General features: G+C 62.4%; 17 protein-coding genes. 11 read left to right on the forward strand and 6 right to left on the reverse strand.

What is annotated here, in order from left to right; all coding sequences use genetic code 11:
• Nucleotides 1-10 precede the first annotated feature (10 nt).
• From AACQ43_RS01960 to hdfR, 9 genes are all read left to right on the forward strand, one after another.
• Nucleotides 11-1,861 carry a DUF3413 domain-containing protein gene (locus tag AACQ43_RS01960; protein ID WP_029301303.1) on the forward strand — a complete coding sequence of 617 codons (1,851 nt, stop codon included), beginning with the start codon at nt 11-13 and terminating at the stop codon, nt 1,859-1,861.
• A 306-nt stretch (nt 1,862-2,167) separates the two neighbouring features.
• A complete protein-coding gene (locus AACQ43_RS01965) occupies nt 2,168-4,330 on the forward strand; it encodes a TonB-dependent hemoglobin/transferrin/lactoferrin family receptor (protein ID WP_168965630.1) in 2,163 nt (720 codons plus the stop codon).
• A complete protein-coding gene (locus tag AACQ43_RS01970; RefSeq protein WP_168965632.1) occupies nt 4,330-6,408 on the forward strand; it encodes a prolyl oligopeptidase family serine peptidase in 2,079 nt (692 codons plus the stop codon). The genes AACQ43_RS01965 and AACQ43_RS01970 overlap by 1 nt, the downstream gene beginning before the upstream one ends.
• 32 nt (nt 6,409-6,440) lie before the next feature.
• Nucleotides 6,441-8,855, forward strand: a complete 2,415-nt coding sequence (locus AACQ43_RS01975; protein WP_168965634.1) for a proprotein convertase P-domain-containing protein — start codon at nt 6,441-6,443, stop codon at nt 8,853-8,855.
• A 60-nt stretch (nt 8,856-8,915) separates the two neighbouring features.
• A complete protein-coding gene (locus AACQ43_RS01980) occupies nt 8,916-10,292 on the forward strand; it encodes an Lcl C-terminal domain-containing protein (RefSeq protein ID WP_168965636.1) in 1,377 nt (458 codons plus the stop codon).
• Nucleotides 10,289-10,846 (forward strand): Lcl C-terminal domain-containing protein, encoded by a 558-nt coding sequence (locus AACQ43_RS01985; RefSeq protein ID WP_076359817.1) that lies wholly within the window; start codon nt 10,289-10,291, stop codon nt 10,844-10,846. Before AACQ43_RS01980 ends, AACQ43_RS01985 begins: the two co-directional genes overlap by 4 nt.
• A gap of 231 nt (nt 10,847-11,077) precedes the next feature.
• The gene (gene eco, locus AACQ43_RS01990) at nt 11,078-11,560 is read left to right on the forward strand and encodes a serine protease inhibitor ecotin (RefSeq protein ID WP_005299572.1); all 483 of its coding nucleotides are present in this window, start codon (nt 11,078-11,080) and stop codon (nt 11,558-11,560) included.
• A 302-nt stretch (nt 11,561-11,862) separates the two neighbouring features.
• Nucleotides 11,863-12,225: a DUF413 domain-containing protein gene (maoP, locus tag AACQ43_RS01995; RefSeq protein WP_016350309.1), complete on the forward strand. Its 363-nt coding sequence runs from the start codon at nt 11,863-11,865 to the stop codon at nt 12,223-12,225.
• A complete protein-coding gene (gene hdfR / locus AACQ43_RS02000; protein WP_016350308.1) occupies nt 12,225-13,100 on the forward strand; it encodes an HTH-type transcriptional regulator HdfR in 876 nt (291 codons plus the stop codon). The genes maoP and hdfR overlap by 1 nt, the downstream gene beginning before the upstream one ends.
• 72 nt (nt 13,101-13,172) lie before the next feature.
• On the opposite strand, the gene tyrA is transcribed toward hdfR, so the two are convergent.
• The 6 genes from tyrA to glpT form a co-directional block, all read right to left on the reverse strand.
• A complete protein-coding gene (tyrA, locus tag AACQ43_RS02005) occupies nt 13,173-14,312 on the reverse strand; it encodes a bifunctional chorismate mutase/prephenate dehydrogenase (protein ID WP_168965638.1) in 1,140 nt (379 codons plus the stop codon).
• A 118-nt stretch (nt 14,313-14,430) separates the two neighbouring features.
• Nucleotides 14,431-15,504, reverse strand: a complete 1,074-nt coding sequence (locus AACQ43_RS02010; protein ID WP_168965640.1) for a 3-deoxy-7-phosphoheptulonate synthase — start codon at nt 15,502-15,504, stop codon at nt 14,431-14,433.
• Between the two features lie 319 nt (nt 15,505-15,823).
• A complete protein-coding gene (gene glpQ, locus AACQ43_RS02015) occupies nt 15,824-16,903 on the reverse strand; it encodes a glycerophosphodiester phosphodiesterase (protein WP_168965642.1) in 1,080 nt (359 codons plus the stop codon).
• Nucleotides 16,904-17,005: 102 nt separating this feature from the next.
• The gene (gene glpD / locus AACQ43_RS02020) at nt 17,006-18,493 is read right to left on the reverse strand and encodes a glycerol-3-phosphate dehydrogenase (RefSeq protein ID WP_168965644.1); all 1,488 of its coding nucleotides are present in this window, start codon (nt 18,491-18,493) and stop codon (nt 17,006-17,008) included.
• A 321-nt stretch (nt 18,494-18,814) separates the two neighbouring features.
• Nucleotides 18,815-19,573, reverse strand: a complete 759-nt coding sequence (locus AACQ43_RS02025) for a DeoR/GlpR family transcriptional regulator (RefSeq protein ID WP_011705542.1) — start codon at nt 19,571-19,573, stop codon at nt 18,815-18,817.
• A gap of 101 nt (nt 19,574-19,674) precedes the next feature.
• Nucleotides 19,675-21,030 (reverse strand): glycerol-3-phosphate transporter, encoded by a 1,356-nt coding sequence (gene glpT / locus AACQ43_RS02030; RefSeq protein WP_076359829.1) that lies wholly within the window; start codon nt 21,028-21,030, stop codon nt 19,675-19,677.
• Nucleotides 21,031-21,517: 487 nt separating this feature from the next.
• On the opposite strand from glpT, the gene AACQ43_RS02035 reads away from it, so the two are divergent.
• Nucleotides 21,518-22,366 carry an MIP/aquaporin family protein gene (locus tag AACQ43_RS02035; RefSeq protein WP_029301314.1) on the forward strand — a complete coding sequence of 283 codons (849 nt, stop codon included), beginning with the start codon at nt 21,518-21,520 and terminating at the stop codon, nt 22,364-22,366.
• 54 nt (nt 22,367-22,420) lie between these two features.
• Entirely contained in the window at nt 22,421-23,923 is a 1,503-nt protein-coding gene (gene glpK, locus AACQ43_RS02040) for a glycerol kinase GlpK (protein WP_076359831.1), read from the forward strand.
• Nucleotides 23,924-23,983 lie beyond the last annotated feature (60 nt).

Consider the following 23,983-nt stretch of genomic DNA (forward strand, 5'->3'; position numbering starts at 1 on the left):
ATGGATCACTATGGTCGAAACCGGCAACCCCTATCGTGATAATGTTTCTCGCCTGATCACCTGGGGGCATTGGTTCTCCTTCTTCAACATCATTCTGGCCATGCTGATTGCCACCCGCTACCTGGGGGCAATCAGCTGGCCGTCGACCACGCTCGGCGTGACCTATCTCATCATCAGCTGGATCGGTCACTTCTCGTTTCTGAGCTTTGTCACCTATCTGTTGACGATCTTCCCCCTGAGTTTCGTGCTGCCCAAAGAGAAGCCGCTGCGCTTCATCTCGGCCATCATCGCCACCCTGGCGCTGGTGCTGCTGCTCATCGACACCCAGGTGTTCCAGCTGTTCAAGTTCCACTTGAACGGCCAGGTGTGGCAGTTGCTGCTGGATCAGGCCCAGACCGAGGAGGGCTCGATCTGGAGCATCATCTTCGTGGCTGTGCCCACCATCTTTCTGGTGCAGCTGCTGCTGTCGGCCTATGTGTGGCGCAAGATCAACAAGCGCAAGCGCCGTCAGTACGGCAATCAGGTGGGGCTGGCCCTGCTGGTCTGCTTCATCCTGACCCACGTGGTCAACAGCTGGGCCGATGCCACCCTGTATCAGCCCATCACCATGCAGCGCGCCAACTTCCCGCTCTCCTACCCGATGACCGCCAAGAGCTTCCTCGCCAAGCACGGCTGGCTGGATCTGGATCAGTACGAGAAGAAGGCCGAGTCACAGGATGGTGACAATGCGAGCCGCTTGCGCTACCCGCTGCGCCCGCTCAGCGTCAACGCCCCGCTGACCCACAAGAACCTGCTGATCGTGGTGGTCGACTCCCTGCGGGCCGACATGCTCAACAACATCAACATGCCCAATCTGCAGCGCTATGCGGATCAGCACCTCAACTTTGCCAACCACATGAGCGGCGGCAACGACGATGTGATGGGGATGTTCAGCCTGTTCTACGGCCTGCCGGGCCACTACTACGACGACATTCGCAACGACAAGACGCCGCCGGTGCTGTTCGACGAGATGCTGCGCCAGGACTACCAGTTCGGCCTGTTCGGCGCGCTGGAAGATGCCCAGAAGTACCGCCAGAGCATTCTCTCCGGCCTGCGCAAGCAGGTGTTCGTCTCCGAGCAGACCGACGACACCCAGCTCATCGGCGACTGGCAGCAGTGGCTTGCCAAGCGCTCGCCAGACCGGCCCTGGTTCTCACTGGTCTATCTGTCGAGCCCGGGCGACTATCAGCTGCCGGCCAACGTGAAGGGGCCCTTCCAGCCGGAGCTCACCAAGTTCAACCCAGCTACCGCCTATCAGGCCGAGAACCTGGTGAAGCTGGAGAACCGTTACAAGAATGCGGTCTTCTATACCGACCAGTTGCTGGAACAGATGCTGGCACAGCTGCAACAGCAGGGGCTCGGCGAGCAGACCATCGTCGTGGTCACCGCCAACCACGGTCAGGAGTTCAACGAGACCCAGAACAACAGCTGGGGCTATGGCACCAACTACTCGCCCTATCAGGTGCAGGTACCGTTCGTGCTGGCCTGGCCGGGCAACGATAGCCTGCCGACGAGCCCGGTGAGCAGCCACCTGGATCTGGTGCCAACCCTGATGCAGAGCATGCTGGGAGTGCGCAATGCGCCACGAGACTACAGCATCGGCCGCAACCTGTTCGACACCAGCCCGCGCAACTGGCTGCTGGCGGGGGATCAGCGCGACTTTGCCATCTATCAGGGCAACACCATCACCCACTTCAACAAGCAGGGTGATTTCGAGCTGCTGGAGCGAAACAGCTACCGTCCCATCAAGCACGGCACCCCCGACATGGGCGTCATGATCCAGGTGATGAACGAGCTGAACCGCTTCTATCGCGCCCCCTGATAACCGCCTCATGCACCTCGAAAACCCGCTCCTGCAGCGGGTTTTTTATTGCCGCCTGCATCTGGGCATGACCTGAAAAGCTCCAAGCAGACTCGTTGCCGCCCTCCCCCGTTGCATCCCCTGTCTACCCACCCAGCGCCCTGCAGGCGCAAACGTTGGCCCGCCTTTCTACTGACACATCAATCAAAAAATGCAGCCTGATCAGGATCATAAAAACAAAATGATAATGATTATCAATCGTTGATCTGATTGGATCTCTTTGCAATAATCCGCGGCCTTCAGGCTTAAATAATAATTATTCTCACAATGAAAACACTACTTCACTACTGGCCCATGCTGCTGTCTGGTACAGCGCTGGCTGCCGGCGATCCCGCTGGAATAGACACCTCCGGCACCACCCCGCCCAAGGCGCGCGAGACCATAGTCGTCAAGGGTCAGCGGGTCGAACAGAAACTGTCCGACATCTCGGGCTCCATCACCGTCATCACCGAAGAGGATCTGGAGCGCCAAATCGCCACCGAGCTCACCGACGTGTTCAAGAACGAACCCGGCGTCTCGGTGACCGGCTCGGCAGGTCGGCCGCAAAATATCACCATCCGTGGCATTGGCGGCAACCGGGTGTTGATCATCAAGGACGGGGTCCGGGTCAGCGACGGCTTCGGCGCCAACGACCTCAACGACAAGGTGGGTCGTTTCAGCTTCGATCTCGATGACGTTAAGCAGATCGAAGTGGCCAAAGGGGCCGGTTCCGCCCTGCACGGCTCTGACGCCATCGGCGGCACCGTGGTCATCACCACCAAGCAGCCGGAGGATTACCTGCAGGGGCAGGATGCCTACCTCAGCAGCAAGGTGCTGCACGATGGCAGCAGCGACAAGCAGAAACTGAGCGCCACCGGCGCCGCCCGCTGGGGCGAGAGCGCCCACCTGCTGCGCCTCTCCGGCTGGCAGGGGCACGAGACCGCCAACTACGACCAGAACCGCATCCCGGCGGATCTCGATGGCCTCAGCGCCTCCACCAGCTCTAGCCTGACCCTCAATGAACAGCATCTGCTGCGCGTTGAGTTCGACTACTTCGAAGATAACGCCAAGCGGGATCAGGGGCCGCGCGAAATTCCCCAGCCCGACGGCAAGTGGCAGGTGCGCCAGTATCGCGAGAACGGTACCCAACGCTCTCAGGGCGGCAAGCTGAGCTGGGAGGCGCAGGATCTCGGCCACCCGCTGGCCGACCGCTTTACCTGGAACCTGCACGGCAACTACGCCAAGAACACTGCCAACAAGCGCAGCCTGCTGCAAAATGACGAGCTGAGCGGTTACCCCCGCTATCGCAGCGAACGTGAGCTGGCCACCTTCACCGAGCACCTGCTCGGCAGCGAGCTGGATATCCGCCGCGATCTGGTCACCGGTGCCATCAAGCACAAGCTGAGCTACGGCATCGAGCTGGAGCGCACCCGGCACGAGCGGCCAGTAGAAAAACTGATGCTGGAAGCCGGCATTCCCCAACCTAGCCAGTCCGCCCCCTTCAGCAGCGCCCGCACCGATCGGGCTGGCATCTGGCTGGGTGACGTGGCGACCCTGGGCCAATGGCAGTTCACCCCGACCCTGCGCATGGATCAGCAGTGGCTGAGCCCGCAGGACGGTCGGGGCGAGAGCAACCACAGCGGACACCTTTCGCCAAGCCTGGCCACCAGCTACCGCTTTAACGAGCAGTGGCGCAGCTGGCTGAGCTACGCCAACGGTTTCAGCGCCCCCTCCTACGACAAGGTATACGGCAACATCCCCCACTACTTTGCCCTACCGCCGTTCGAGATCATCGCCAACCCGAACCTCAAGGAGGAGACCAGCCACAGTTTCGAGTGGGGGGTGAGCGGTGAAGGAGATGAGTGGAGCATCAAACCGGCCCTGTTCTACAACCGCTACTACAACTTCATCGACTGGCGTCAGGTGGGCTTTCGCCTGAATGACGGGATCATGCTGCGTCAATACCGCAACGTCGCCAAATCCGAAACCTGGGGTGCCGAGCTCGCCGCCAGCTACTGGCTGACCCAGCAGTGGGAGCTGGCCACCAAGCTGGGCTGGGTCGACGGCAAGACCAGCCAGGGCGAATCGCCGCGCAACCTCACCCCGCTTGAGGGCAACACCCGCCTCAGCTATCAGGCCAACGACTGGAGCCTGGGGCTGCAGGCCGACTACGCCACCGCCATGAGCCGGGTGCCCACCTGCGGCAACAGCCTGACCAAGCAGCAGGGTGAATGCATGAAAACCGCCGGCTGGCTCAGCTTCGCCCTGACCGCCGACTGGCAGATCACTGACGCCCTCAAGGCCAACCTCAAGCTCGATAACCTGCTCGACACCCGCTACACCCGCTATCAGGACGTCGCCGGGCAGGAAGCGGGCACGGATGAGGGCCTTTATACCCAGACCGGCCGCTCCCTGAGCGCCAGCCTGCGCTACACCTTTGTGGGGCTCTGATGCACGCACTCTTGATGCTGGCCAGCCTGCTGGCCAATCCGGCGCCCGCCCAGTCTGCTGCCATTGCGACAGCCGGCACCCCGAGCCAGGCCATCGCCACATCGGCGTCGCTCGCGGCCCCGCTTATCCCTCACCGCCCGCTGCCGATGCAGGGGGAGCGGGCCCGGCTCGATCCCTATGGCGGCTGGCGCGACGACAGCCGCCAGGATCCCGCCCTGCTGGCCCTGCTGGGCGAGCAAAACCGCTGGACCGAGCAGCAGCTCGCCGGCCAGTGGCCGCTGGAGCAGGCTCTGCAGGCCGAGTGGCAGGCGCAAGCACGCGGTGAACCCATGCCACAAGAGTGGCTGAGCGAAGCGGACAGCCAGTGGCGGATGGAAGCCGACGGCAGCCTGTGGCAGCGAGACAGCGAGCAGGCTGAGCCCCGCCAACGACTGGCGGCCCGCCAGCCGGCCAGCGGCTACTACGAGCTCGCCAGCTGGGTCCTGCACCCGAACGGGCGCTGGCTGGCCCTGGCCGAAGATCTGCAGGGCGATCGGGATTACCGCATCACCCTGCTCGACCTGGCCGACGGTAAGCCCCTGGCCATCCTGACCCACCGGGCCAGCGATCTGCTCTGGAGCCTGGATGGCAAGACCCTCTACACCATCGCCAACGAACCTCGCACCCTGCGCCCCTGGCAGCTGTGGGCCTGGCGCGATGGCAAGGAGCAGCAGATCCACCAGGAGGCGGATCCCGCCTGGCTGCTCAGCCTCTATCGCACCACGGATCGGCGCCACCTGCTGCTGCAGAGCAACAACCACGACAGCGCCGAGCAGTACCTGCTGGACGCGGGCACACCGGCTCTGCTCAAGGTCCGTCAGGCTGGCCTCGAGTACTACCTGGATACCCAGGGGGAGCGGGTGCTGCTCAAAAGTAACCGGGACGGAGCCCTCAGCCTCTATCAGGTGGCCGACCTGAGCCAGGTAGCCAAGGGAGAGTGGCAACTGCTCTGGTCTGGCGAGCAGAGAAGCCTCGAGAAGTGGCGCCTGTTTGCCGACTACACGGTGCTGCAATATCGCCATCACGGGGATGACTGGCTCGATGTGCTGGATGGCCGCGGCCGGCTCAGCCATCGCCTGCTGCTGACCGAGGGGGCCGGCACAGCCTGGATCCAAGGCGCCCACAACCCCGCCAGCGGGCAGATCCTGATCCGTCGCCAGGGCATGGCCGAGCCGCCGCACCAGCGCCTGCTCGATCTCGCCAGCGGCCGCTGGCTGCCAGACGCCCGGGCCGCCCTCCCCTCCCCCTACCAGAGCGAGCGCCGCTGGGTAGTGGGCAAGGATGGCGTCAAGGTACCGGTCTCCCTGGTGTGGCGCAAGGACATCCACGCCCCCAAGGCGCTGCTGCTCTACGGCTATGGCGCCTATGGCACCCCCATGCGTCCCTACTACCAGCCGCAGGTGCTGAGCCTGCTGGATCGCGGCTTCGTCTACGCCATCGCCCACGTGCGCGGCGGCGGCATGCTGGGGGATGCGTGGTATCTGGCGGGACGCGGCCGCCACAAGCAGCACAGCGTGGACGACTTCCTGACCGTGGCCGCTGCGCTCGCCCAGGATCCCGCCATCGACCCCGCCCGGCTGTTTGCCATGGGCGGCAGCGCCGGCGGCCTGCTGGTGGCAGCGGCACTCAACCAGGCGCCGACCCGCTTCGCCGGGGCCGTGCTGCAGGTACCCTTCGTCGATCTCATCGGCACCATGAGCGATCCCGAGCTGCCGCTCACCCGTCAGGAGTACGCCGAATGGGGCAACCCGGCCATTGCCACCGATTACGCCGCCATGCGCCGCCTGAGCCCTTACGACAACCTGCATGCGGCCCCCTATCCCCCCGTCTATGTGACGGCCGGGCTGCACGACAGTCAGGTGCCCTATTGGGAGCCGCTCAAGTGGGTGGCCCGCCTGCGGGAACACAGCACGGGAGCGGGCCCCTATCTGCTCAGCACGGCCCTCGACGGCGGCCACCGCACCAGCCCGGGCAACGCGCGCCAGCAGGCGGCCCGCGAGTACGCCTTCCTGCTCACCCTGGCAGGCGCCCGCCGGTGATCCCTTTTCTCATTTTTGTGTTGGAGTAAACCATGAAACCCTCTTCCCTGGCCCTCTGGCTGGCGGCAACCCTGCTCTCCCAGCCGCTGCTGGCGGCCGAGCTGCAGTTTGTCGATGAACAACCGCTGACCACCACGCCCCAGAAGTGGCTCGAACAGCGCCTTGGCGTAAGCCTGACCCCCGACTACGAGCGGGCCAGCCTGCTCGGCCATCACTACAGCTTCCGCCAGCTGGTCAACGGCCTGCCAGTGGCCACCATTCAAGCCGCCGTCAGCGTCGATTCGACCGGCAAGCCCTGGCGCATCTATCACAACAGCCGGCCACTGCAGAGCAGCGAACCCGGCTGCGACGCCACCGGCAATCTGGAACCCCTGCTGGAGCAGCTGCGCGATGGCGGCAGCGACATCGACACCCTTGGTCCGGTTGAAGCCTGGTACTGGCGCGACGGTGACACCCTGGTGCCGGCCCTGCGCCAGCGGGTGCGCGAGCATCAGACAGGCAACGCCAAGGCCAGCTATGTGCAGCTCTTCGCCAGCTGTGACGGCAGCCGCGAGCTCGGTCGCTGGATGGATGCGGCCACCACCCAGGCCAGCCGCATCGCCGACGCCGGCGACACCCAACTGGAGGCTCGGGTATTCGATCCGGATCCCCGAACCCAGCTGCGCGACGCCAGCCTGGTCTGGCACGAAGCCCTGCAACTGGCGGACGCCGCCTATCAGGACAAGGTGCCGCTGCCAGTCACCCTAGCGGGTGGACGCTATCTGCTGAGCGGCCCCCACGCCCGGGTGGTGGATGCCATGGAGCCGGACACAGCCCCCTTCAGCGCCGACAACCCGCAGGCGTTTCGCCTCACCCGCGATGATCGCGGCTTTGCCGACATCAACGCCTACTACCACCTGGATCTGGCCCAGCGCCACCTCAAGCGCCTGGGCTTTAACGACCTCATTCCGGGGGCGCTCGACATCGACACCGAGGCCGGCTATCAGGACAACTCTCTCTACGATCCGTTCGAACGCAGGCTGGAGCTGGGTCGCAGTGGCGTGCCCGATGCCGAGGATCCCATGGTGATCTGGCACGAGTTCGGCCATGCGGTGCAGCACCACATAGTGCCGGATCTGGGGGACGAGGCGGACTGGGGCGCCATCGGCGAGGGCTTCAGTGACTACCTGGCCGCCAGCCACCGCCAGCGCAGCGAAGCCGGCCGCCAGTTCGAACCCGCCATGGTGTTCAACTGGGATGCCCGCTTCACCGACCGCACCCCGCGTCAGCTGGACGATCTGCGCGCCCGCTACCACCCGGATTACAACTACCCGGCCCACCGCACCATCAACGGCAGCAATGGCGATCAGCTGTGGGGCACCCCGTTGTTCCAGGCGCTGCTGGCCGCGGTCGCCGAGCAGGGGGAAGGGGCGCGGGACGAGTTTGATCGCCTGATCATCGAGTCCCACTTCGGTCTCGGCCCGGCCATTCGCATGCCGCAACTGGCCCGCATCACGGTGGATACCGCCGCCCGGCTCTACCCGGCGCGCCCCTATGCCAGGCTGCTGGAGCAGGCGTTTCGCCAGCACAGCCTGTTGCAGGCACCGGTCAATGTGGGCCTGAGTGATGGCAGCGTCATCGAGCTGGGGCAGCGCCAGTCGGTACAGCTGACCCTCACCAACCAGGGCAAGGCGCCGGTCACCCTCAATGAGCTGGCCCTCACCCTGCCAACCGGATTACAGGCCGATCCTTACAGCTGGCAACCGGCGACCCTTGCAGCGGGTGCCAGCATGACCACCACCCTGCGCCTGCTGGCCCAGAGCCCGCTCGCCTGTGGCGACGAGGTGGCGCTGCCGGTGAGCCTGACCATGAGCGGCACCAGCCCGACCGAGCGCCAGTGGCAGCAGTCGCTGACCCTGCCCATCGGTGCCCCCATCGTCAGCCGTGCCAGCGGCCAGCCGCTCACCTTGAGCGATGCCATGAGCGACGAGGTGCGTGGCCTCAGTGAAACCAGCCTGCTGATAGAGAGCAGCGAGGCCAGGGTGAGTGACCGGCTGCAGCTGAACCTGGATCTGCAACACCCGGCGCTCGATGAGCTGGAGATCTGGCTCAACTCCCCCTCCGGCACCCGCATCCAGATCTGGAACAAGGGCTACAGCCCATTGCCGCGCCTTAAAGGAGTATTCCCCACCGAGCTACTGCCTCTGCAGCCCTTCAGCGCGCTGGAAGGGGAGCCGCTGGCCGGTCGCTGGACCCTGGAGATAGTGGACAGCAAGCCCGGCAATCGGGGCCGCATCAACGGCTGGAGCATCAGCCAGCGCACCGGCGCCCAGTGCAGCAAGCCGGTCACTCCGCCCGATGACGGCATCATCCACTTCCAGGTGGATGACGGCAGCGGCGGCGGGGCAGCCAACCTGCTCTGGTTGCTGCCGCTGGCACTCTGGCGCCGCCTACGCCAGCGCACCTGAATCCACCCCATCCATATATAAGAAGAGGGGGGCCAAGGCCCCCTTGCCCAAGGACAAGAGATGACACCATATTACTCCCGCCTAGCCTGCCTGCTGGCCCCCCTGCTCACCGCCTGTGGCGGTGGCGGCTCGGACGAGGCGCCGCTGGCGGCCCCCGACTACAGCCTGACCGTGACCCTGCCCGAAGCTGGCACCCTGTGCGTCAACCTCAACCAGAATGCATCTTGTGATGCGGGGGAGCCCAGTGTCAGCGGCGCGGCCGGTACTCACCGGTTGAGCGGCAGCGCCCCGGCCCTGTTGACCAGTACCTTGCTGTTCTTGCCAAGCAACCCGGCCGCCCCCGTGCTGCTGCACCCCGCCGCCCGGCTCGACGGCCAGCATCTGACCCCCAGCCCGCTCAGCACCCTGCTGCAATACCGCATCGCCGAGGGGCAGCCCCCGAGGCAAGCCCTCGACCAGCTGCTGAGTGCGCTGGCACCGCTGCAACCGGGCCAGGAGCTGGCCACTCTGACGCAGCTGACCGACTTCAACCTGGCGCTGGGCCAGCTGTTGCAGGCGATCGTCGAGGCCGATCTACAGGCGCAGGAGGGCTTCTCGATAGCCACCCTGCATATGCTGGTGTGGCCGGCCATCGACAGCCTGCTGCCCGAGCTGGCCAGCCATTTTGCCCTGCACGGCGAGCTGGCCAGCCAGCAGGCAGACGTCCGCGCACGGCTGCAGCAACAGCATTCCCATCCGCTGATCACCGGCAGCGGCGTCACCACCTACACGGACGGGGTCGACTATCTGCTCACCCAGGAGCCCGCCGACCACCCGGGACAGGAAGCCAGCCTCAACAAGGCGCCGCTGCACTATCGCAAGCTCGACGGCCAGGGGCAGCCGCTGGCCGATGACGCCCCCGTCTGGGAGTGCGTGGAGGATCTCAATACCGGCCTGGTCTGGGAGAAGAAGCTCGATGATCCCGCCAGCCCGCGCGATCTGCACCGCACCTTCGCCTGGGAACTCGGTGACTATCACCCCACTCAGGAGGAACGTGACTACGCCTGCCCCGAGGGCGAGGCCATCTGCACCACGGAACAGTACCGCCAGTGGCTCAACGCTCAACAGCTGTGCGGCATCACCAGCTGGCGCATGCCCCACTCGCGCGAGCTGATGAGCCTGCAGCACTACGGCTCCCTCTCCCGCCAGGACGACCAGCCGGTGAGCATGGACGTGCGCTACTTCCCCGATGTCGGCACCAACCCCACCATGGTGTTCAACGGCTACTACTGGAGCCAGACCTTGACCCCGTCGCGCCGGCTGGAGAGCGCCCCCATCAGCGCCATTGCCCATATTTTCCTTGGCGATGACGCAGGCACCGACTACGCCACCCCAGTTCAAAACAGCAATGATGCCAACGGTCTGCAACTGCGACTGGTGGCGGAGGTAACCCGATGAACCGCTTGATGTTGACCCTGCTGCTGATCCTTGGCAGCCCCCTCGCCCTGGCCACCGCCATCTGTGATGACAGCATGCCCAGAACCAGCCCCACAGCCCGCTTCATCGACCGCGGCAACGGCACCGTCACGGATCGCTCCACCGGCCTGACCTGGATGCGCTGCCAGCTCGGCCAGACCTGGCGCAACCAGAGCTGTCAAGGCGAACCGACCCGGCTTTACTGGCAGCAGGCCCTGCTGACCGCCGAGCGGATCCGCACCGAGCCTAGCCATGCCCTGTACAACTTCGGCGGCCACGGCGGCTGGCGCCTGCCCACCATCAAGGAGCTGGCCAGCGTGCTTGAGTCCGCCTGCTACAAGCCGGCGCTCAACGAAACCATCTTCCCCCGTGCCATGGCCGGTGAAGGAAAAGAGGTGACCGACGGCTACGTCTATCTCTGGTCCTCGACCCCGGTACCGGCCAGCAAGGGGGTTGCCTATCTGGATATCACCAGCGGCGCCGTCGGCATGCGGGCGCCCGGCGCCTGGGCCAAGCAGGTGTTGCTGGTGCGCTGATGAAGCCGGGTGGCCAGGGGATCCTGATGAACACAGGATCCCGACTGGCCACCCGCATTTGGCACCCGGCCTGTCGCTTAGCCTCTCTTCCGTCCTGTCAGAAAATAGCCCGAACACGTCATTGTGTGCCGGATCTGCGTCATTTTACGCAGTTTTTACGTAGCAGATCGCTGGCATGAAACGGGCAGAGCGGTTAGTCTAGCGGCGTTGAACCAACCCCATGAGGTACAGATGAAAACCGTATTGCGTTTTAGCCTGCTGGGCGCCTTGTTGCTGGGCGGCCATGCCTTCGCCGCCGAACCGAAAAAATTTGATATCAGCATGTTCCCGGCCGCCGAAGTGAACCAGGAACGTGTGGTGATCCGCCTGCCGGAAGTCGAGAACGAAGCCGACATGATGGTCGAGCTGCAGGTCGGCAAAAAAATGATGGTCGATTGCAATGTGCCGCGCTTTGCCGGCAACCTGGAACAGCACAGCGTCAAAGGCTGGGGCTACAACTACCTGATGCTCGGCAAGGTGTCCGATCCCATCAGCACCCTGATGGCCTGCCCGGATGGCCAGAAGAAAGAGACCTTCGTCCAGATCTACGGTCAGGGCTTCTTCGTGAACTACAACTCCAAGCTGCCATTCGTGCTCTACGTACCGCAGGAATATGAAGTGCGCTACCGTCTGTGGCGTGCCGATACCCTGGCTCAGCCAGCCATGATAGAATGAGTCTCCATCGAGACCAAACCTCCCGCTTTGGTTCATGAATACAACAAAATAGAGCGCCGAATGGCGCTTTATTTTTAGCCAAATGTCGTCTGACCAGAGGCTCGAACCTTTACAGAACCTGACATAACTCCGCTTTTTTTCTCACTTTTTTGCACTTAACCCCGGCTCAGACCCACTGGATCATGGCTAAACCGCTTTCGATTAAAGATATTTATCCATATAGTGAAAAAATTGATTTTGCACTCTGCGACGGCCTGATGATACTTGCCCGCAAAGGTCAAACTAACCAGAAAAAGAGCACTATGAGCTTCGAATCAGACAAGCGTTTCAACGACTTCAAACATTTTCCCCGTGGCCTGCGTCGCAGTGGCGAATTCACTGTGGCCGAAGCGGACAGTCTGGAAAAATACGGCACCGCCATGCTCGCGCTCTATCAGGGCAACCTGGCCCCGCGCGATGACGTAGAAAGCGCCTTTATCGAACAAGTCAAATCCGGCGCCGCCGGCAGCAACCCCCACGCCAAGGTATGGTTCAAGTATCTGAAGGTGATCGGTCCCAAGCGCGTGCATCGTCTGTGCACCGTCGCCGGCGGTGCCAACGAGGAGACCGGCGGTGGCGGCTTTGAAGGTGGCAGCGGTGGTGGCAGCGACGAGTCCATCGATTAATGGATACCGAACTGCTTCGGACGTTTATCGAGGTCAGCAAGACCCGGCACTTCGGCCGGGCAGCTGAAAATCTCTACCTGACCCAGTCGGCGGTGAGCTTTCGGATCCGCCAGCTCGAACAGCAACTCGGGGTCAGTCTGTTTGCCCGTCATCGCAACAACATCCGCCTGACCGCTTCCGGTGAGCGTCTGCTACCTTACGCAGACGCCATCTTGCATACCCTGGGCCGCGCCAAGCAGGACGTGGCCCTCTCCCCCGGTTTCAGCCAGCAGCTCGCCATCGGTGCCCCTGCGGTATTCTGGGAGCTCGACTTCAACGACTGGCTCAACCATGTCTATGCCCTGGCCCCCGGTCTGGCGGTGCGGCTCGAAACCGCCTCCCGCGAGCACCTGTGCCGCCAGTTGCTGGAACGCTCCCTCGATCTCGCCCTGCTCTCCGAGCCGACCAAGATAGACGAGATTGCCCTGCACCCCATCGGCGAGCTGGTGTTCGAGCTGGTGAGCCGGGATGCCGCCGCCAACGCCGACAGCCTGATGCAGATGCCGCACATTCATCTGGATTGGGGCACCAGCTTTGAGCCCCAGCCCAGCCGGCTGCAGAGCCTGCAAAAGACCCCGGTGCTGCATTCGAGCTCCGCCAACATGGCGCTGCAGTTCGTGCTGGCCAACGGTGGTGCCGCCTATCTGCCGCGGCGCATGGTGAGCCCCTTCCTGGAGCAGGGGCGCCTGCACCTGGTGGAAGGCGCTCAGGCCTTGAGCCGTCCGCTCTACCTCGCCTATCTGGAAAAATCCGATCGCCGGGAGCTGATCGATCAGTTGCTGACCCTGCCGCTGGGCTGGGATGGCGCCGATCTACGCTTGCCGCAGCCAGAATAGAGGCGGTACAGCGCGCAAGCGGGAATGCAAAAGCAAAAGGGGCCGACAGGCCCCTTTTGCTTTTAGTTATTCTCAGCCGTGATGGCGACGATCGTTGGCCTGGGCCAGCAGGGTGCGACTCTCGCGCAGGAACTCGTCCGCCCGCTCGCCGAAGAAGCCGGAGACCTGACTGAAGGCCTCGATGAAGCCCTCCCGGTCCCCCCGTTCCAGCAGACCCAGCGCCTCGCCGAAGTTCTGGTAGTAACGGCGGATCATCGCCAGATTCTGCGGCGACGACAGTATGATGTCGGCGTAGAGGTGGGGATCCTGGGCGAACAGCCGTCCCACCATGGCCAGCTCCAGCCGATAGATGGGGGAGCTCAACGCCAGCAGGCGATCGATGTTGGCCTGCTCGCGGGAGAGGTGCCAGCCGTAGGCGAAAGTGGCAAAGTGGCGCAGCGCCTGGATGAAGGTCATCGCCTCGTCGTGGGCCTTGGCCTCTACCTGCTGCAAACGCGCCCCCCAGATGGTCATCTGTTCCAGCAGCCACTGGCTGGCGGCGCCGTCGCGCCCCTGACAGCAGACGATCACCTGCTTGGCGAGGCTCGCCACGTCCGGCCCGAACATGGGGTGCAGCCCCAGCACCGGCCCCTGGTGTACCGCCAGCATATGGGCAAGCGGTTCGCTCTTGACGCTGGTCACGTCCACCAGCAGGCAGTCCGCCGGCAGGTTGCCGAGCCGATCGATCACCTCGCAGGTAACGTCGATGGGCACCGCCACCATCACCAGTCCGGCCCCGAGCAGGATCTCGTCGGCGCGCGGCCAGTCGGCCTGCCCCAGGGTCTCGACCCGGTAGCCCGAGAGGCTGAACAGGTTGCCGAACAGGCGGCCAAGCTGCCCCTCGCCACCGATGATCACCACCTTGCCGAGCTCAGGCTTCATGCACTTGAAGTGGTGCTCCTTGTCGCTGGCGGATTCCAGAATATAGGACTCGCGCATCACCCGGCGCAGCACGTCCTCGATGAGATCTCCCGGCACCCCCAGTGCCTCGGCCTCGGCGCGGCGGCGGGCCAGCATGCTCGCCTCCCGATCCGGTGCATAGATGGGCAGGCCGTGCCGGCTCTTCACTTCCCCCACTTCCCCCACCAGGGCGAGACGGGCAGCCAGCAGATCAATCAGCTGCTTGTCCACCGCATCGATTTTGTCCCTGAGGGCATTCAACTCTTCAGCCATATCCGGTCCCTGCGGCGCCGCCCGCAGCGACGCCCTGTGATTCAAGAGGCAACGAGGTGTCACCGCCTCGGCCGGGGACACCTCGATTGTTCAATCAGTGCTGACAAGATACCACGGCTTATGCCTTGGTTCTGGCCAAAAGTGGTGCCGCCAGCTGGCTGTGGCAGCGGGCCAGCAGCACATCCGTGGTCTCCCAGTCAATGCAGGCATCGGTGATGGAGACGCCGTAGCGCATCTCGCACTTGGGCTGCTCGCTGGACTGGTTGCCTTCGAACAGGTTGGATTCGAGCATCACCCCGATGATGGAGCGGTTGCCCTCCTGGATCTGGTGGATCACGTTGTCCGCCACCTTGGGCTGCAGGCGGTGATCCTTGCTGGAGTTGCCGTGGCTGCAATCCACTACCAGGCCGGGCAGCAGGCCCGCCTTCTCCAGCGCCTCTTCCGCCAGCGACACATTGACCGAGTCGTAGTTCGGGTGCTTGCCGCCGCGCAGGATCACATGACCATCCGGGTTGCCCTGGGTCTGCAGCAACGCGACCTGGCCCTGCTGGTTGATCCCCATGAAGGCGTGGGGGCTGGAGGCCGCCTGCAGCGCATTGATGGCGGTGCCCAGGTTGCCGTCGGTGCCGTTCTTGAAGCCGACCGGCATGGAGAGACCGGAGGCCATCTCCCTGTGGGTCTGGGATTCGGTGGTACGGGCACCGATGGCCGACCAGGAGAAAAGCTCGGCCAGGTATTGCGGGCTGATGGGGTCGAGCGCCTCGGTCGCCAGCGGCAACTCCAGCTCGGCCAGCCAGCAGAGCAGCTCGCGGGCGCGGTGCAGCCCCAGCTCCACGTCGAAGGTGCCGTCCAGATTCGGATCGTTGATAAAGCCCTTCCAGCCGACCGTGGTGCGCGGCTTCTCAAAGTAGACCCGCATGACAATGTAGAGAGAGTCCTGGTAGGCGTCATGCAGCGCTTTGAGTCTGGTTGCGTACTCTTTGGCGGCATCCATGTCGTGGATGGAGCAGGGACCACAGATCACCAGCAAGCGGTGATCACGACGGTGGATGATGTCGGCGATGGTATTGCGGGCCCCTTGCACGAATGCCAGCGCGCGATCGGAGATGGGCAGTTTCTCCTTGAGCTGGGCAGGCGTGATCATCACTTGTTCGGACTGGATATGGATGTTGTTCAGGGGATCTCTTTGCATGTTCTCATTCTCTCTACTGTTTCAAGCCAATCGCACTGATCGTTCAGTTTTGTTTACACAAGTCAGTGCTTTGTTACGCAACCGCCCTCACCTTACCAATTAAAAACAAACAATCAAGTGAAACCAGTGGATTTATTCGCTAACAGATGGATAAATGACCACAAAAGAGACTATTTCGGCCAGAAAGTAGCGGTCCGCGCATGCTCCACACACCAATGTCGTAAATATATCGTTACACCCCTTCTATCTTCTCTTGCCCACCGACATAAAAAAGCGGGGCACCTGGCCCCGCTTGCATTCCCGTGTTGCTCTTCTTTTATTATTTGCCGTGAGCCTTGATCACCTCGACCGCCTTGTCGGGGAAGTCGCTGAATACCCCGTCCACATCGGCCTGATAGAGGAAGATGTTGAGCAGGTCGGTGAAGTCTTTCGCATAGGCCGGGATCTGGCCCTCATCCTGACGGAAGGTATAAGGATGCACTTTGAGGCCGGCCGCGTGGGCCTCTTTCACCATGCCGGTGAAGGTCGGTTTGCCCAGGGTCCCCGGCTCCGGCACTATCATCGGCTTCCAGGGGCCGATCCCCTCGGCATAGCCGGCGATCTCCTTCATGGCGCCCGGCTTGAACATCCAGTCATAGCTGTAGGGGGTCGCCTTGCCCTTGGCGTCATAGACCATGGTCTCGTTCCAGTCGGTCTCGGCCATCAGCTGCACCAGCTTTAAGTCCATGCCCATGGCGGGCATCAGTTCGCTGTTGATGCGCTTGAGCTCGTTGGTATCGAAACACTGCAGATAGACCTTGTCGCTCTTGCTGGTGTAGCCGTACTCCTTCAACACCTTGAGCACCGCCTTGGAGATGTCCTTGCCCTCGTGGCGGAACAGCCAGGGGGCCTTTATCTCCGGGTAGATACCGATGTTCTTGCCGGTGCTCTTGTTGAGCCCCTGGATCATCTCGATCTCCTCCTGGAAGGTATGGATCTTGAAGCTCGACTTCCACAGCGGGAAGCGGGCCGGATAGACCGGCACCTGCTTGCCGTCCACCAGCTGGAACGGCTCGGTCATGCGCAGGGAGCGCACCTCGTCCAGGGTGAAATCCACCACATAGTAGCGACCATCCGGGCGGGCCCGGCCGGGGAAGCGCTCGGCCACATCGGTGATGCCATCGAGGAAGTGATCGTGCATCACCACCAGCTGGTCATCCTTGGTCATCACCAGATCCTGCTCCAGATAGTCGGCCCCCATGCCATAGGCCAATGCCTTGGACTCCAGGGTGTGCTCGGGCAGGTAGCCGGAGGCCCCCCGGTGAGCGATCACTATCTTGCCTTCATCGGCTGCCAGTGCGGGCAATACCAGGGCGGCCCCCAGACCAAGGGCAAGCAGGGAGAGAGTGTGTTTTTTCATGCGCGGTGCTCTTTGTTATTGTTTATGGGATGTAGGTTATTGTTATAACAGAGGTTTATTGCATTTTTACGGCGGGCGGCCAGGGCCGCCCACTAGGGGGGATCAGCAGGCTTCGGGCAGGGCGTGGTGGTGTTCGCTGAGCCAGGCAGCCAGTTGCTGCTGCTCGGCTTCGGACAGACGCAGCCCCAGCTTGCTGCGGCGCCACAGAATGTCTTCCAGGCTGCAGGCCCACTCCCGCTCGATAAGGTAGCGCACTTCAGATTCGTATAGTCCGGCACCAAAGTGCTGGCCACGCTCCTGATGCAGCCAGAGGCGGGCATGGGCGCCATAGGCCTCGGCAATGCGCAGGGCGCTGCGATCATCGAGCCAGTCAAATTCCAGCGCAAAGGCGCGCGCCAGTTCGCGCACCGAACAGTCGAACTCGCCACCGGGCAGCCGGCTGTTGGCGGTCCAGTCATCCCCCATCTGGCTGAACCAGGGCTTGAGCTTGTTGCAGGCAGCCTGGGCCAGCTTGCGGTAGGTGGTGAGCTTGCCGCCAAACACCGACAACAGCGGCGCACCATCGGATTCGCCGGACAGTTCGAGGGTGTAGTCGCGGGTCACCGCCTGCGGCGAGTCGGACTCGTCATCGCACAGCGGACGCACCCCGGCATAGGTCCAGATCACGTCTTTGGGGGCGATCTGACGGGTGAAGTGGGCGTTGACCACCTTGCACAGGTAGTTGATCTCGGCGTCGCTGATCTTGGCTTCACGCGGGCTGCCCTTGTGCTCCACGTCCGTGGTGCCGATCAGCGAGTAGTCCTGCTGATAAGGGATGACAAAGACGATGCGGTTGTCCTCGTTTTGCAGGATGTAGGCCTCTTCGCGCTCATGGATGCGCGGCACTATCATGTGGCTGCCCTTGATCAGGCGAATGCCGCGCGGGGATTTCTCGTGCAGGCTCTCGTCATAGAAGGTCTTGACCCAGGGGCCGGCCGCATTGACCAGACCGCGGCAAGTGACGTTGAACTGCTCGCCCCCTTCCCGCTCCAGGGTCAGGGTCCAGTGTTTGGAGCCGCGCACCGCCTTGACGCAGCGGGTGCGGGTCTGCACGTCGGCGCCCTTGTCGCGCGCCATCATGGCATTGAGCACCACCAGCCGGGCGTCGTCGACCCAGGCGTCCGAATACTCGAACCCCTTGTTGATGCCGGCGGTGAGGCCGTCCTGCGGCAGGAAGCGCACGCCGCAGCTGCCCTTGAGCTTGTCGCGCTTGGCCAGGTTGTCATAGAGGAACAGGCCGGCGCGGATCATCCAGGCCGGGCGCAGGTGCGGGCGATGGGGCAGCCGAAAACGCATGGGACGGGCGATGTGGGGGGCCATGCCGAGCAGCACCTCCCGCTCCGCCAGCGCCTCTTTTACCAGCCGGAATTCGTAGTGTTCGAGGTAGCGCAGGCCGCCATGGATCAGCTTGCTGGAGTTGGAAGAGGTGGCAGAGGCAAGATCGCGCGCCTCGAACAGGGCAACCTTCAGACCCCGCCCCGCTGCATCAGCCGCAATGCCTACCCCGTTGATGCCGCCGCCGACGACGACCAGATCATAATGTTCGCTCATGTTCACCTACTTTCTTATTTTGACCTTGCGAAACCGTCGCAATGTTTGATTTCGCTCATATTAGAGCATGAAAAAATGATAAACGAACATTTTATGGAGAAAATGTGATCGCGATTGTTTTGGCAATGCTAAAAATGCTGCCGGTCGGTGATAAAGCGGCGCCGCTTGGGGAAAACGGGGGCGAGGCTGTGAGCGAGATCGCGCTTTTGGGGACATCAGCACGGCATTGGCGGTGGAGTGAAGGCGGGCAGAAGTGCGGAGAGGCTGAAAACGAAGCGGCCGCCCGATGGCGGCCTGGTGCTGGAACGGGTTAACGGCGACTCAGCAGATGTGGCACTCGATCTGATGTTGGGACATCAACCGCATCAGCTTCTCCGGCGGCTCCTGGTCGGTGAACAGGGCGTGGATCTGACTGAGGTTACCGAGGTTGACCATGGCGTTGCGGCCAAACTTGGTGTGGTCGGCGGCCAGGAACACCTGGCGGGAGTGGGCGATGATGGCCTGGGCAATCTTCACCTCGTGGTAGTCGAAGTCGAGCAATGAGCCGTCGCTGTCGATGCCCGAGATACCGATAACGCCGTAGTCCATGCGAAATTGGCCGATGAAGTCGCGGGTCGCCTCCCCCACGATGCCGCCGTCCCGGTTGCGAATTTCGCCGCCGGCGATGATGACGGTGAAGTCATCCTTGGCAGTGAGGATGCTGGCCACGTTGAGGTTGTTGGTGACGATGCGCAGCTCGCGGTGATCGAGCAGGGCACGGGCGATGGCTTCGGTGGTGGTGCCGATATCGATGAACAGCGATGAACCGTCGGGAATATTGGCGGCCACTTCACGGGCGATACGCTCTTTCTCCTTGAGCTGCATCACCTTGCGGGCGCTGTAGGCGGTGTTGACGGTACTCGAATGCAGGGAGGCCCCGCCATGATGACGCCGGATCTTGTTCTGCTCGGCGAGATCGTTGAGATCCCGGCGAATGGTCTGGGGGCTGACGTCAAAGTGGGTCACCAGATCCTCGGTCGAGACAAAGCCCTGCCGCGTCAGGACGTCCAGGATCTCCAGATGTCGTTGGGTTTGCTTCACGCTTGAACTCCGATGATGAGACGAAAAAAGGCCCCGGCAGATGCGGGGCCTTGGGGAGTTTACCTGATCCCTTTTCCAATCGATAAGGGCAGGATCACGTTTTATGCCTTATGGGCAGCCGCTTTGGCGGCAATCGACTGGTTCTCGTGCTTGAGGGTCATCGCCAGCAGGATGATGGAGAGCACGCAGGAAGCGGTCAGCACCATGAAGCCGCCATCCCAGCCGAAGTGGTCAACGGTGTAGCCCAGCATGGCGTTGGCCGCGACCGCACCACCCAGATAACCGAACAGACCGGTGAAGCCTGCCGCAGTACCGGCAGCCTTCTTCGGCGCCAGCTCCAGGGCATAGAGGCCAATCAGCATGACGGGGCCGTAGATGAGGAAGCCGATGGCCACCAGCGCCATCATGTCGACGGTCGGGTTGCCGGCCGGGTTGAACCAGTAGACCAGCACGGCCAGGGTCACCAGCACCATGAACAGGATGCCGGCCGGCGCACGGCGGCCCTGGAACATCTTGTCAGAGATCCAGCCGCACAGCAGGGTGCCCGGAATACCCGCCCACTCGTAGAGGAAGTACGCCCAGGAGGAGTTGTCGACGCTGAAGTCCTTGGCCTCTTTCAGGTAGGTCGGCGCCCAGTCCAGCACACCGTAGCGAATGAGGTAAACGAAGGCGTTGGCTATGGCGATGTACCACAGCAGCTTGTTGTGCAGCACGTACTTGACGAAGATCTCCTTGGCGGAAAACTCCTGCTCGTGGCTTTCGTTGTAGTCCTTCGGATAGTCGTTCTTGTGCTCCTCGATGGGAGGCAGACCCACGGATTGCGGGGTGTCACGCATCACGAAGAAGGCGATCACCGCGATGGCGGCGGCGGCAGCAGCCGGCACATAGAAGGCACTGCGCCAGTCGTTGAACCAGCCCATCCCCAGAATGAACAGCGGGCCTATCATGCCGCCACCCACGTTGTGGGCCACGTTCCAGACCGCGACCACTTCGCCGCGCTCCTTCTGTGACCACCAGTGCACCATGGTGCGACCGCAGGGCGGCCAGCCCATGCCCTGTGCCCAGCCGTTCAGGAACAACAGCACGAACATGATGGCGATGCTGGAGGTGGCCCAGTGCATGGTCCCCATCATGAACATGATGCCGGCCGACAGCAGCAGACCAGCGGAGAGGAAGTAGCGGGCGTTGGAGCGGTCCGACACGTTCCCCATCAGGAACTTGGAGAGACCGTAGGCGATGGAGACGCCGGACAGCGCCAGACCCAGATCACCGCGGGAGAAGCCCTGTTCGATCAGATAGGGCATCGCCAGACTGAAGTTTTTCCGTACCAGGTAGTAACCGGCATAACCGAAGAAGATCCCGAAAAACACCTGCCAACGCATGCGTTTGTAGAAGGGGTCGACCTTGTCGGCCGGAAGCCTGTCTATGTGTGGTGCAGGCCTGAAGAGACTAAGCATGTTCTGCTTCCTTATTGTTGTTGTGGGCGGTTGAGGGTGCCCTGTCCATGCTGACCAATCAGATGAGTCCTGATTCGAAAGCGAGCCTATTGTGCTCACATGTGAACATTTAATCTGTGATGGAGGCTGAAATATTGCAGTTTTATTACAAAAGAAAGTGTCAAATGAGCAATCACTCATCAGCCGCAATCCCTTGTGTAGCAAGGCTTTTGGCTACCCACTAAGTGGTATAACCACTGTATCAACTTGCTTTCCGTCACATTTTCTTAGCAATGAGTGGGATCTTGTCCACATTTCCTGCGGGGAGGGAGTGGTGAATGGGCGATTTAGGTTTATTTTCTCTCTCGTCCGAGAACGAGCGCAAACGAGCATAACGTTTGCGTCAGCTCAAAAAACAAGAAGAAACGTTTTCGGACGCAATAATGGGAATGAAAAACAACAAAACGGAACATCAAACCTACTCTGGGTGGATATAAGGAATAACGGTATGAGCATACAAAGACCCAATACCCTGCTTGGCGAATGCATCGCCGAGTTTATCGGAACCGGCCTGCTGATCTTCTTCGGTGTCGGCTGCGTGGCCGCACTGGTACTGGCGGGAGCCAACTTCGGGCAATGGGAAATCTCCATTACTTGGGGTCTGGGCGTCGCCATCGCCATCTATGTCACCGGCGGTATCTCCGGTGCCCACCTCAACCCGGCCGTGACCCTGGCGCTGATGACCTTCTGCGGGTTCGACAAGCGCAAAGTGGTGCCCTACATCATCGCCCAGGTTGCCGGCGCCTTCTGCTTCGCGGCGCTGGTCTACTTCCTCTATGGTAACCTTTTCACCCAGTGGGAAGTGACCCACAACGTGGTGCGCGGCAGCGTCGAGAGCCTCGGCAGCGCCGGCATCTTCTCTACCTACCCGAACGCACTGCTCTCCAACATGCAGGCCTTCGCGGTCGAGATGGTGATCACCGCCGTGCTGATGCTGGGCATCATGGCACTGGGTGACAACAACAACGGTGCCCCCAAAGGCTTCGCCGCCGCCCTGCTGATCGGTATCCTGATCGCGGTGATCGGCGCCTCCCTTGGCCCGTTAACCGGTTTCGCCATGAACCCGGCCCGTGATTTCGGCCCCAAACTGTTCGCCTTCCTGGCCGGCTGGGGTGACGTGGCCATGACCGGTGGTCGTGACAACCCCTACTTCTGGGTTCCCATCCTCGGCCCCATCGTCGGTGCCCAGATCGGTACTGCCCTCTATGTAAAAGTGTTGGCTCCCTGTGTGCCGGGCAACCGTGTTGCCGCCACCGAGCAAGCTGCCCAAACCGCCAAAGAAGAGGCCGCCGCCTAAGAGCGGCCCTCCCCAACGTGTAACAACGTGGAAAATAAAAACGTGGAGAACATCATGTCTGCTGAAAAGAAATATGTCGTCGCTCTGGACCAGGGAACCACCTCTTCCCGCGCCATCGTGTTTGATCAGGATGCCAACATAGTCGGTACCTCCCAGCGCGAATTCACCCAGCACTACCCGAAAGCGGGCTGGGTAGAGCACGACCCGATGGAGATCTGGGCGACCCAATCCTCCGTCTTCACCGAAGTGCTGGCCAAGACTGGCCTTCGCAGCGAAGAGATCGCCGCCATCGGCATCACCAACCAGCGTGAAACCACAGTGGTATGGGAAAAGGCCACCGGCAAACCCATCTACAACGCCATCGTCTGGCAGTGCCGCCGTACCGCGGCCATCTGTGAAGAACTGAAAGCGCGCGGCCTGGAAGAGTACGTGCGTGAAAACACCGGTCTGGTGCTGGACGCCTATTTCTCCGGCACCAAGGTGAAGTGGATCCTCGACAACGTCGAAGGGGCCCGCGAGAAGGCGATGAACGGCGAACTGCTGTTCGGCACCATCGATACCTGGCTGGTGTGGAAGATGACCAACGGCGAAGTGCACGTCACCGACCCGACCAACGCCTCCCGTACCATGCTCTACAACATCCGCGACCTGAAGTGGGATCAGCGCATGCTGGATGAGCTGGGCATCCCCATGTCCATGCTGCCGGAAGTGAAGCCCTCTTCCGAAGTGTACGGCTACACCACCCGTGGCGGCGGCTCCCGCATCCCCATCGCTGGTATCGCCGGTGACCAGCAGTCTGCCCTGTTCGGCCAGCTCTGCTTCGAGAAAGGGATGGCCAAGAACACCTACGGCACCGGCTGCTTCATGCTGATGAATACCGGCACTGAGCCGGTTCGCTCCAGCAACGGCCTGCTGACCACCGTCGCCATCGGCCCGAAAGGGGAAGTGAATTATGCCCTCGAGGGTGCGGTATTCATGGGCGGCGCCACCATCCAGTGGCTGCGTGACGAGCTGAAGATCATTCACGATGCCCGCGATACCGACTACTTCGCCTCCAAGGTTGGCGACACTAACGGCGTCTACCTGGTACCGGCCTTCGTCGGCCTGGGCGCTCCCTACTGGGATCCGTATGCTCGCGGCACCATGGTCGGCCTGACCCGCGGCGCCAACCGCAACCACATCATCCGTGCCGCGCTGGAATCCATCGCCTATCAAAGCCGCGATGTGCTGGATGCGATGCAGCAGGACTCCGGCATCAAGCTGGCCGCCCTTAAGGTGGACGGTGGCGCGGTAGCCAACGACTTCCTGATGCAGTTCCAGGCCGACATGATGCACACCCCGGTGGTGCGTCCGACTCGCATCGAGACCACCGCCATGGGTGCCGCCTTCCTGGCGGGTCTGGCAGTCGGCTTCTGGAAGAGCTCGGATGAGCTGGAAGACAAGTTCAGCGTGGACCGCGAGTTCATCCCACAGATGGACCGCGACGATCGCGCCAAGCGCTACAACGGCTGGAAGAAGGCGGTGGAACGTTCACGCCGCTGGGCAGAAGAGGAGTGATCGGGCAACCGACACAGCTCTGAGCTGAAAAATGTGAGAGGCCGACAGCGATGTCGGCCT

This window comes from Aeromonas sp. DNRA1 (assembly GCF_963888745.1).
GTDB lineage: Bacteria > Pseudomonadota > Gammaproteobacteria > Enterobacterales > Aeromonadaceae > Aeromonas > Aeromonas hydrophila.

Excerpts from the sequence above, each read along its gene's own strand:
- AACQ43_RS01980 (WP_168965636.1), top strand. The coding sequence starts at position 8,916 with ATGACACCATATTACTCCCGCCTAGCCTGCCTGCTGGCCCCCCTGCTC.
- hdfR (WP_016350308.1), top strand. The coding sequence starts at position 12,225 with ATGGATACCGAACTGCTTCGGACGTTTATCGAGGTCAGCAAGACCCGG.
- tyrA (WP_168965638.1), bottom strand. The coding sequence starts at position 14,312 with ATGGCTGAAGAGTTGAATGCCCTCAGGGACAAAATCGATGCGGTGGAC.
- AACQ43_RS02010 (WP_168965640.1), bottom strand. The coding sequence starts at position 15,504 with ATGCAAAGAGATCCCCTGAACAACATCCATATCCAGTCCGAACAAGTG.
- AACQ43_RS01975 (WP_168965634.1), top strand. The coding sequence starts at position 6,441 with ATGAAACCCTCTTCCCTGGCCCTCTGGCTGGCGGCAACCCTGCTCTCC.
- glpK (WP_076359831.1), top strand. The coding sequence starts at position 22,421 with ATGTCTGCTGAAAAGAAATATGTCGTCGCTCTGGACCAGGGAACCACC.
- AACQ43_RS02035 (WP_029301314.1), top strand. The coding sequence starts at position 21,518 with ATGAGCATACAAAGACCCAATACCCTGCTTGGCGAATGCATCGCCGAG.
- eco (WP_005299572.1), top strand. The coding sequence starts at position 11,078 with ATGAAAACCGTATTGCGTTTTAGCCTGCTGGGCGCCTTGTTGCTGGGC.
- AACQ43_RS01970 (WP_168965632.1), top strand. The coding sequence starts at position 4,330 with ATGCACGCACTCTTGATGCTGGCCAGCCTGCTGGCCAATCCGGCGCCC.
- AACQ43_RS01960 (WP_029301303.1), top strand. The coding sequence starts at position 11 with ATGGTCGAAACCGGCAACCCCTATCGTGATAATGTTTCTCGCCTGATC.
- AACQ43_RS01985 (WP_076359817.1), top strand. The coding sequence starts at position 10,289 with ATGAACCGCTTGATGTTGACCCTGCTGCTGATCCTTGGCAGCCCCCTC.
- glpD (WP_168965644.1), bottom strand. The coding sequence starts at position 18,493 with ATGAGCGAACATTATGATCTGGTCGTCGTCGGCGGCGGCATCAACGGG.
- AACQ43_RS01965 (WP_168965630.1), top strand. The coding sequence starts at position 2,168 with ATGAAAACACTACTTCACTACTGGCCCATGCTGCTGTCTGGTACAGCG.
- glpT (WP_076359829.1), bottom strand. The coding sequence starts at position 21,030 with ATGCTTAGTCTCTTCAGGCCTGCACCACACATAGACAGGCTTCCGGCC.
- glpQ (WP_168965642.1), bottom strand. The coding sequence starts at position 16,903 with ATGAAAAAACACACTCTCTCCCTGCTTGCCCTTGGTCTGGGGGCCGCC.
- maoP (WP_016350309.1), top strand. The coding sequence starts at position 11,863 with ATGAGCTTCGAATCAGACAAGCGTTTCAACGACTTCAAACATTTTCCC.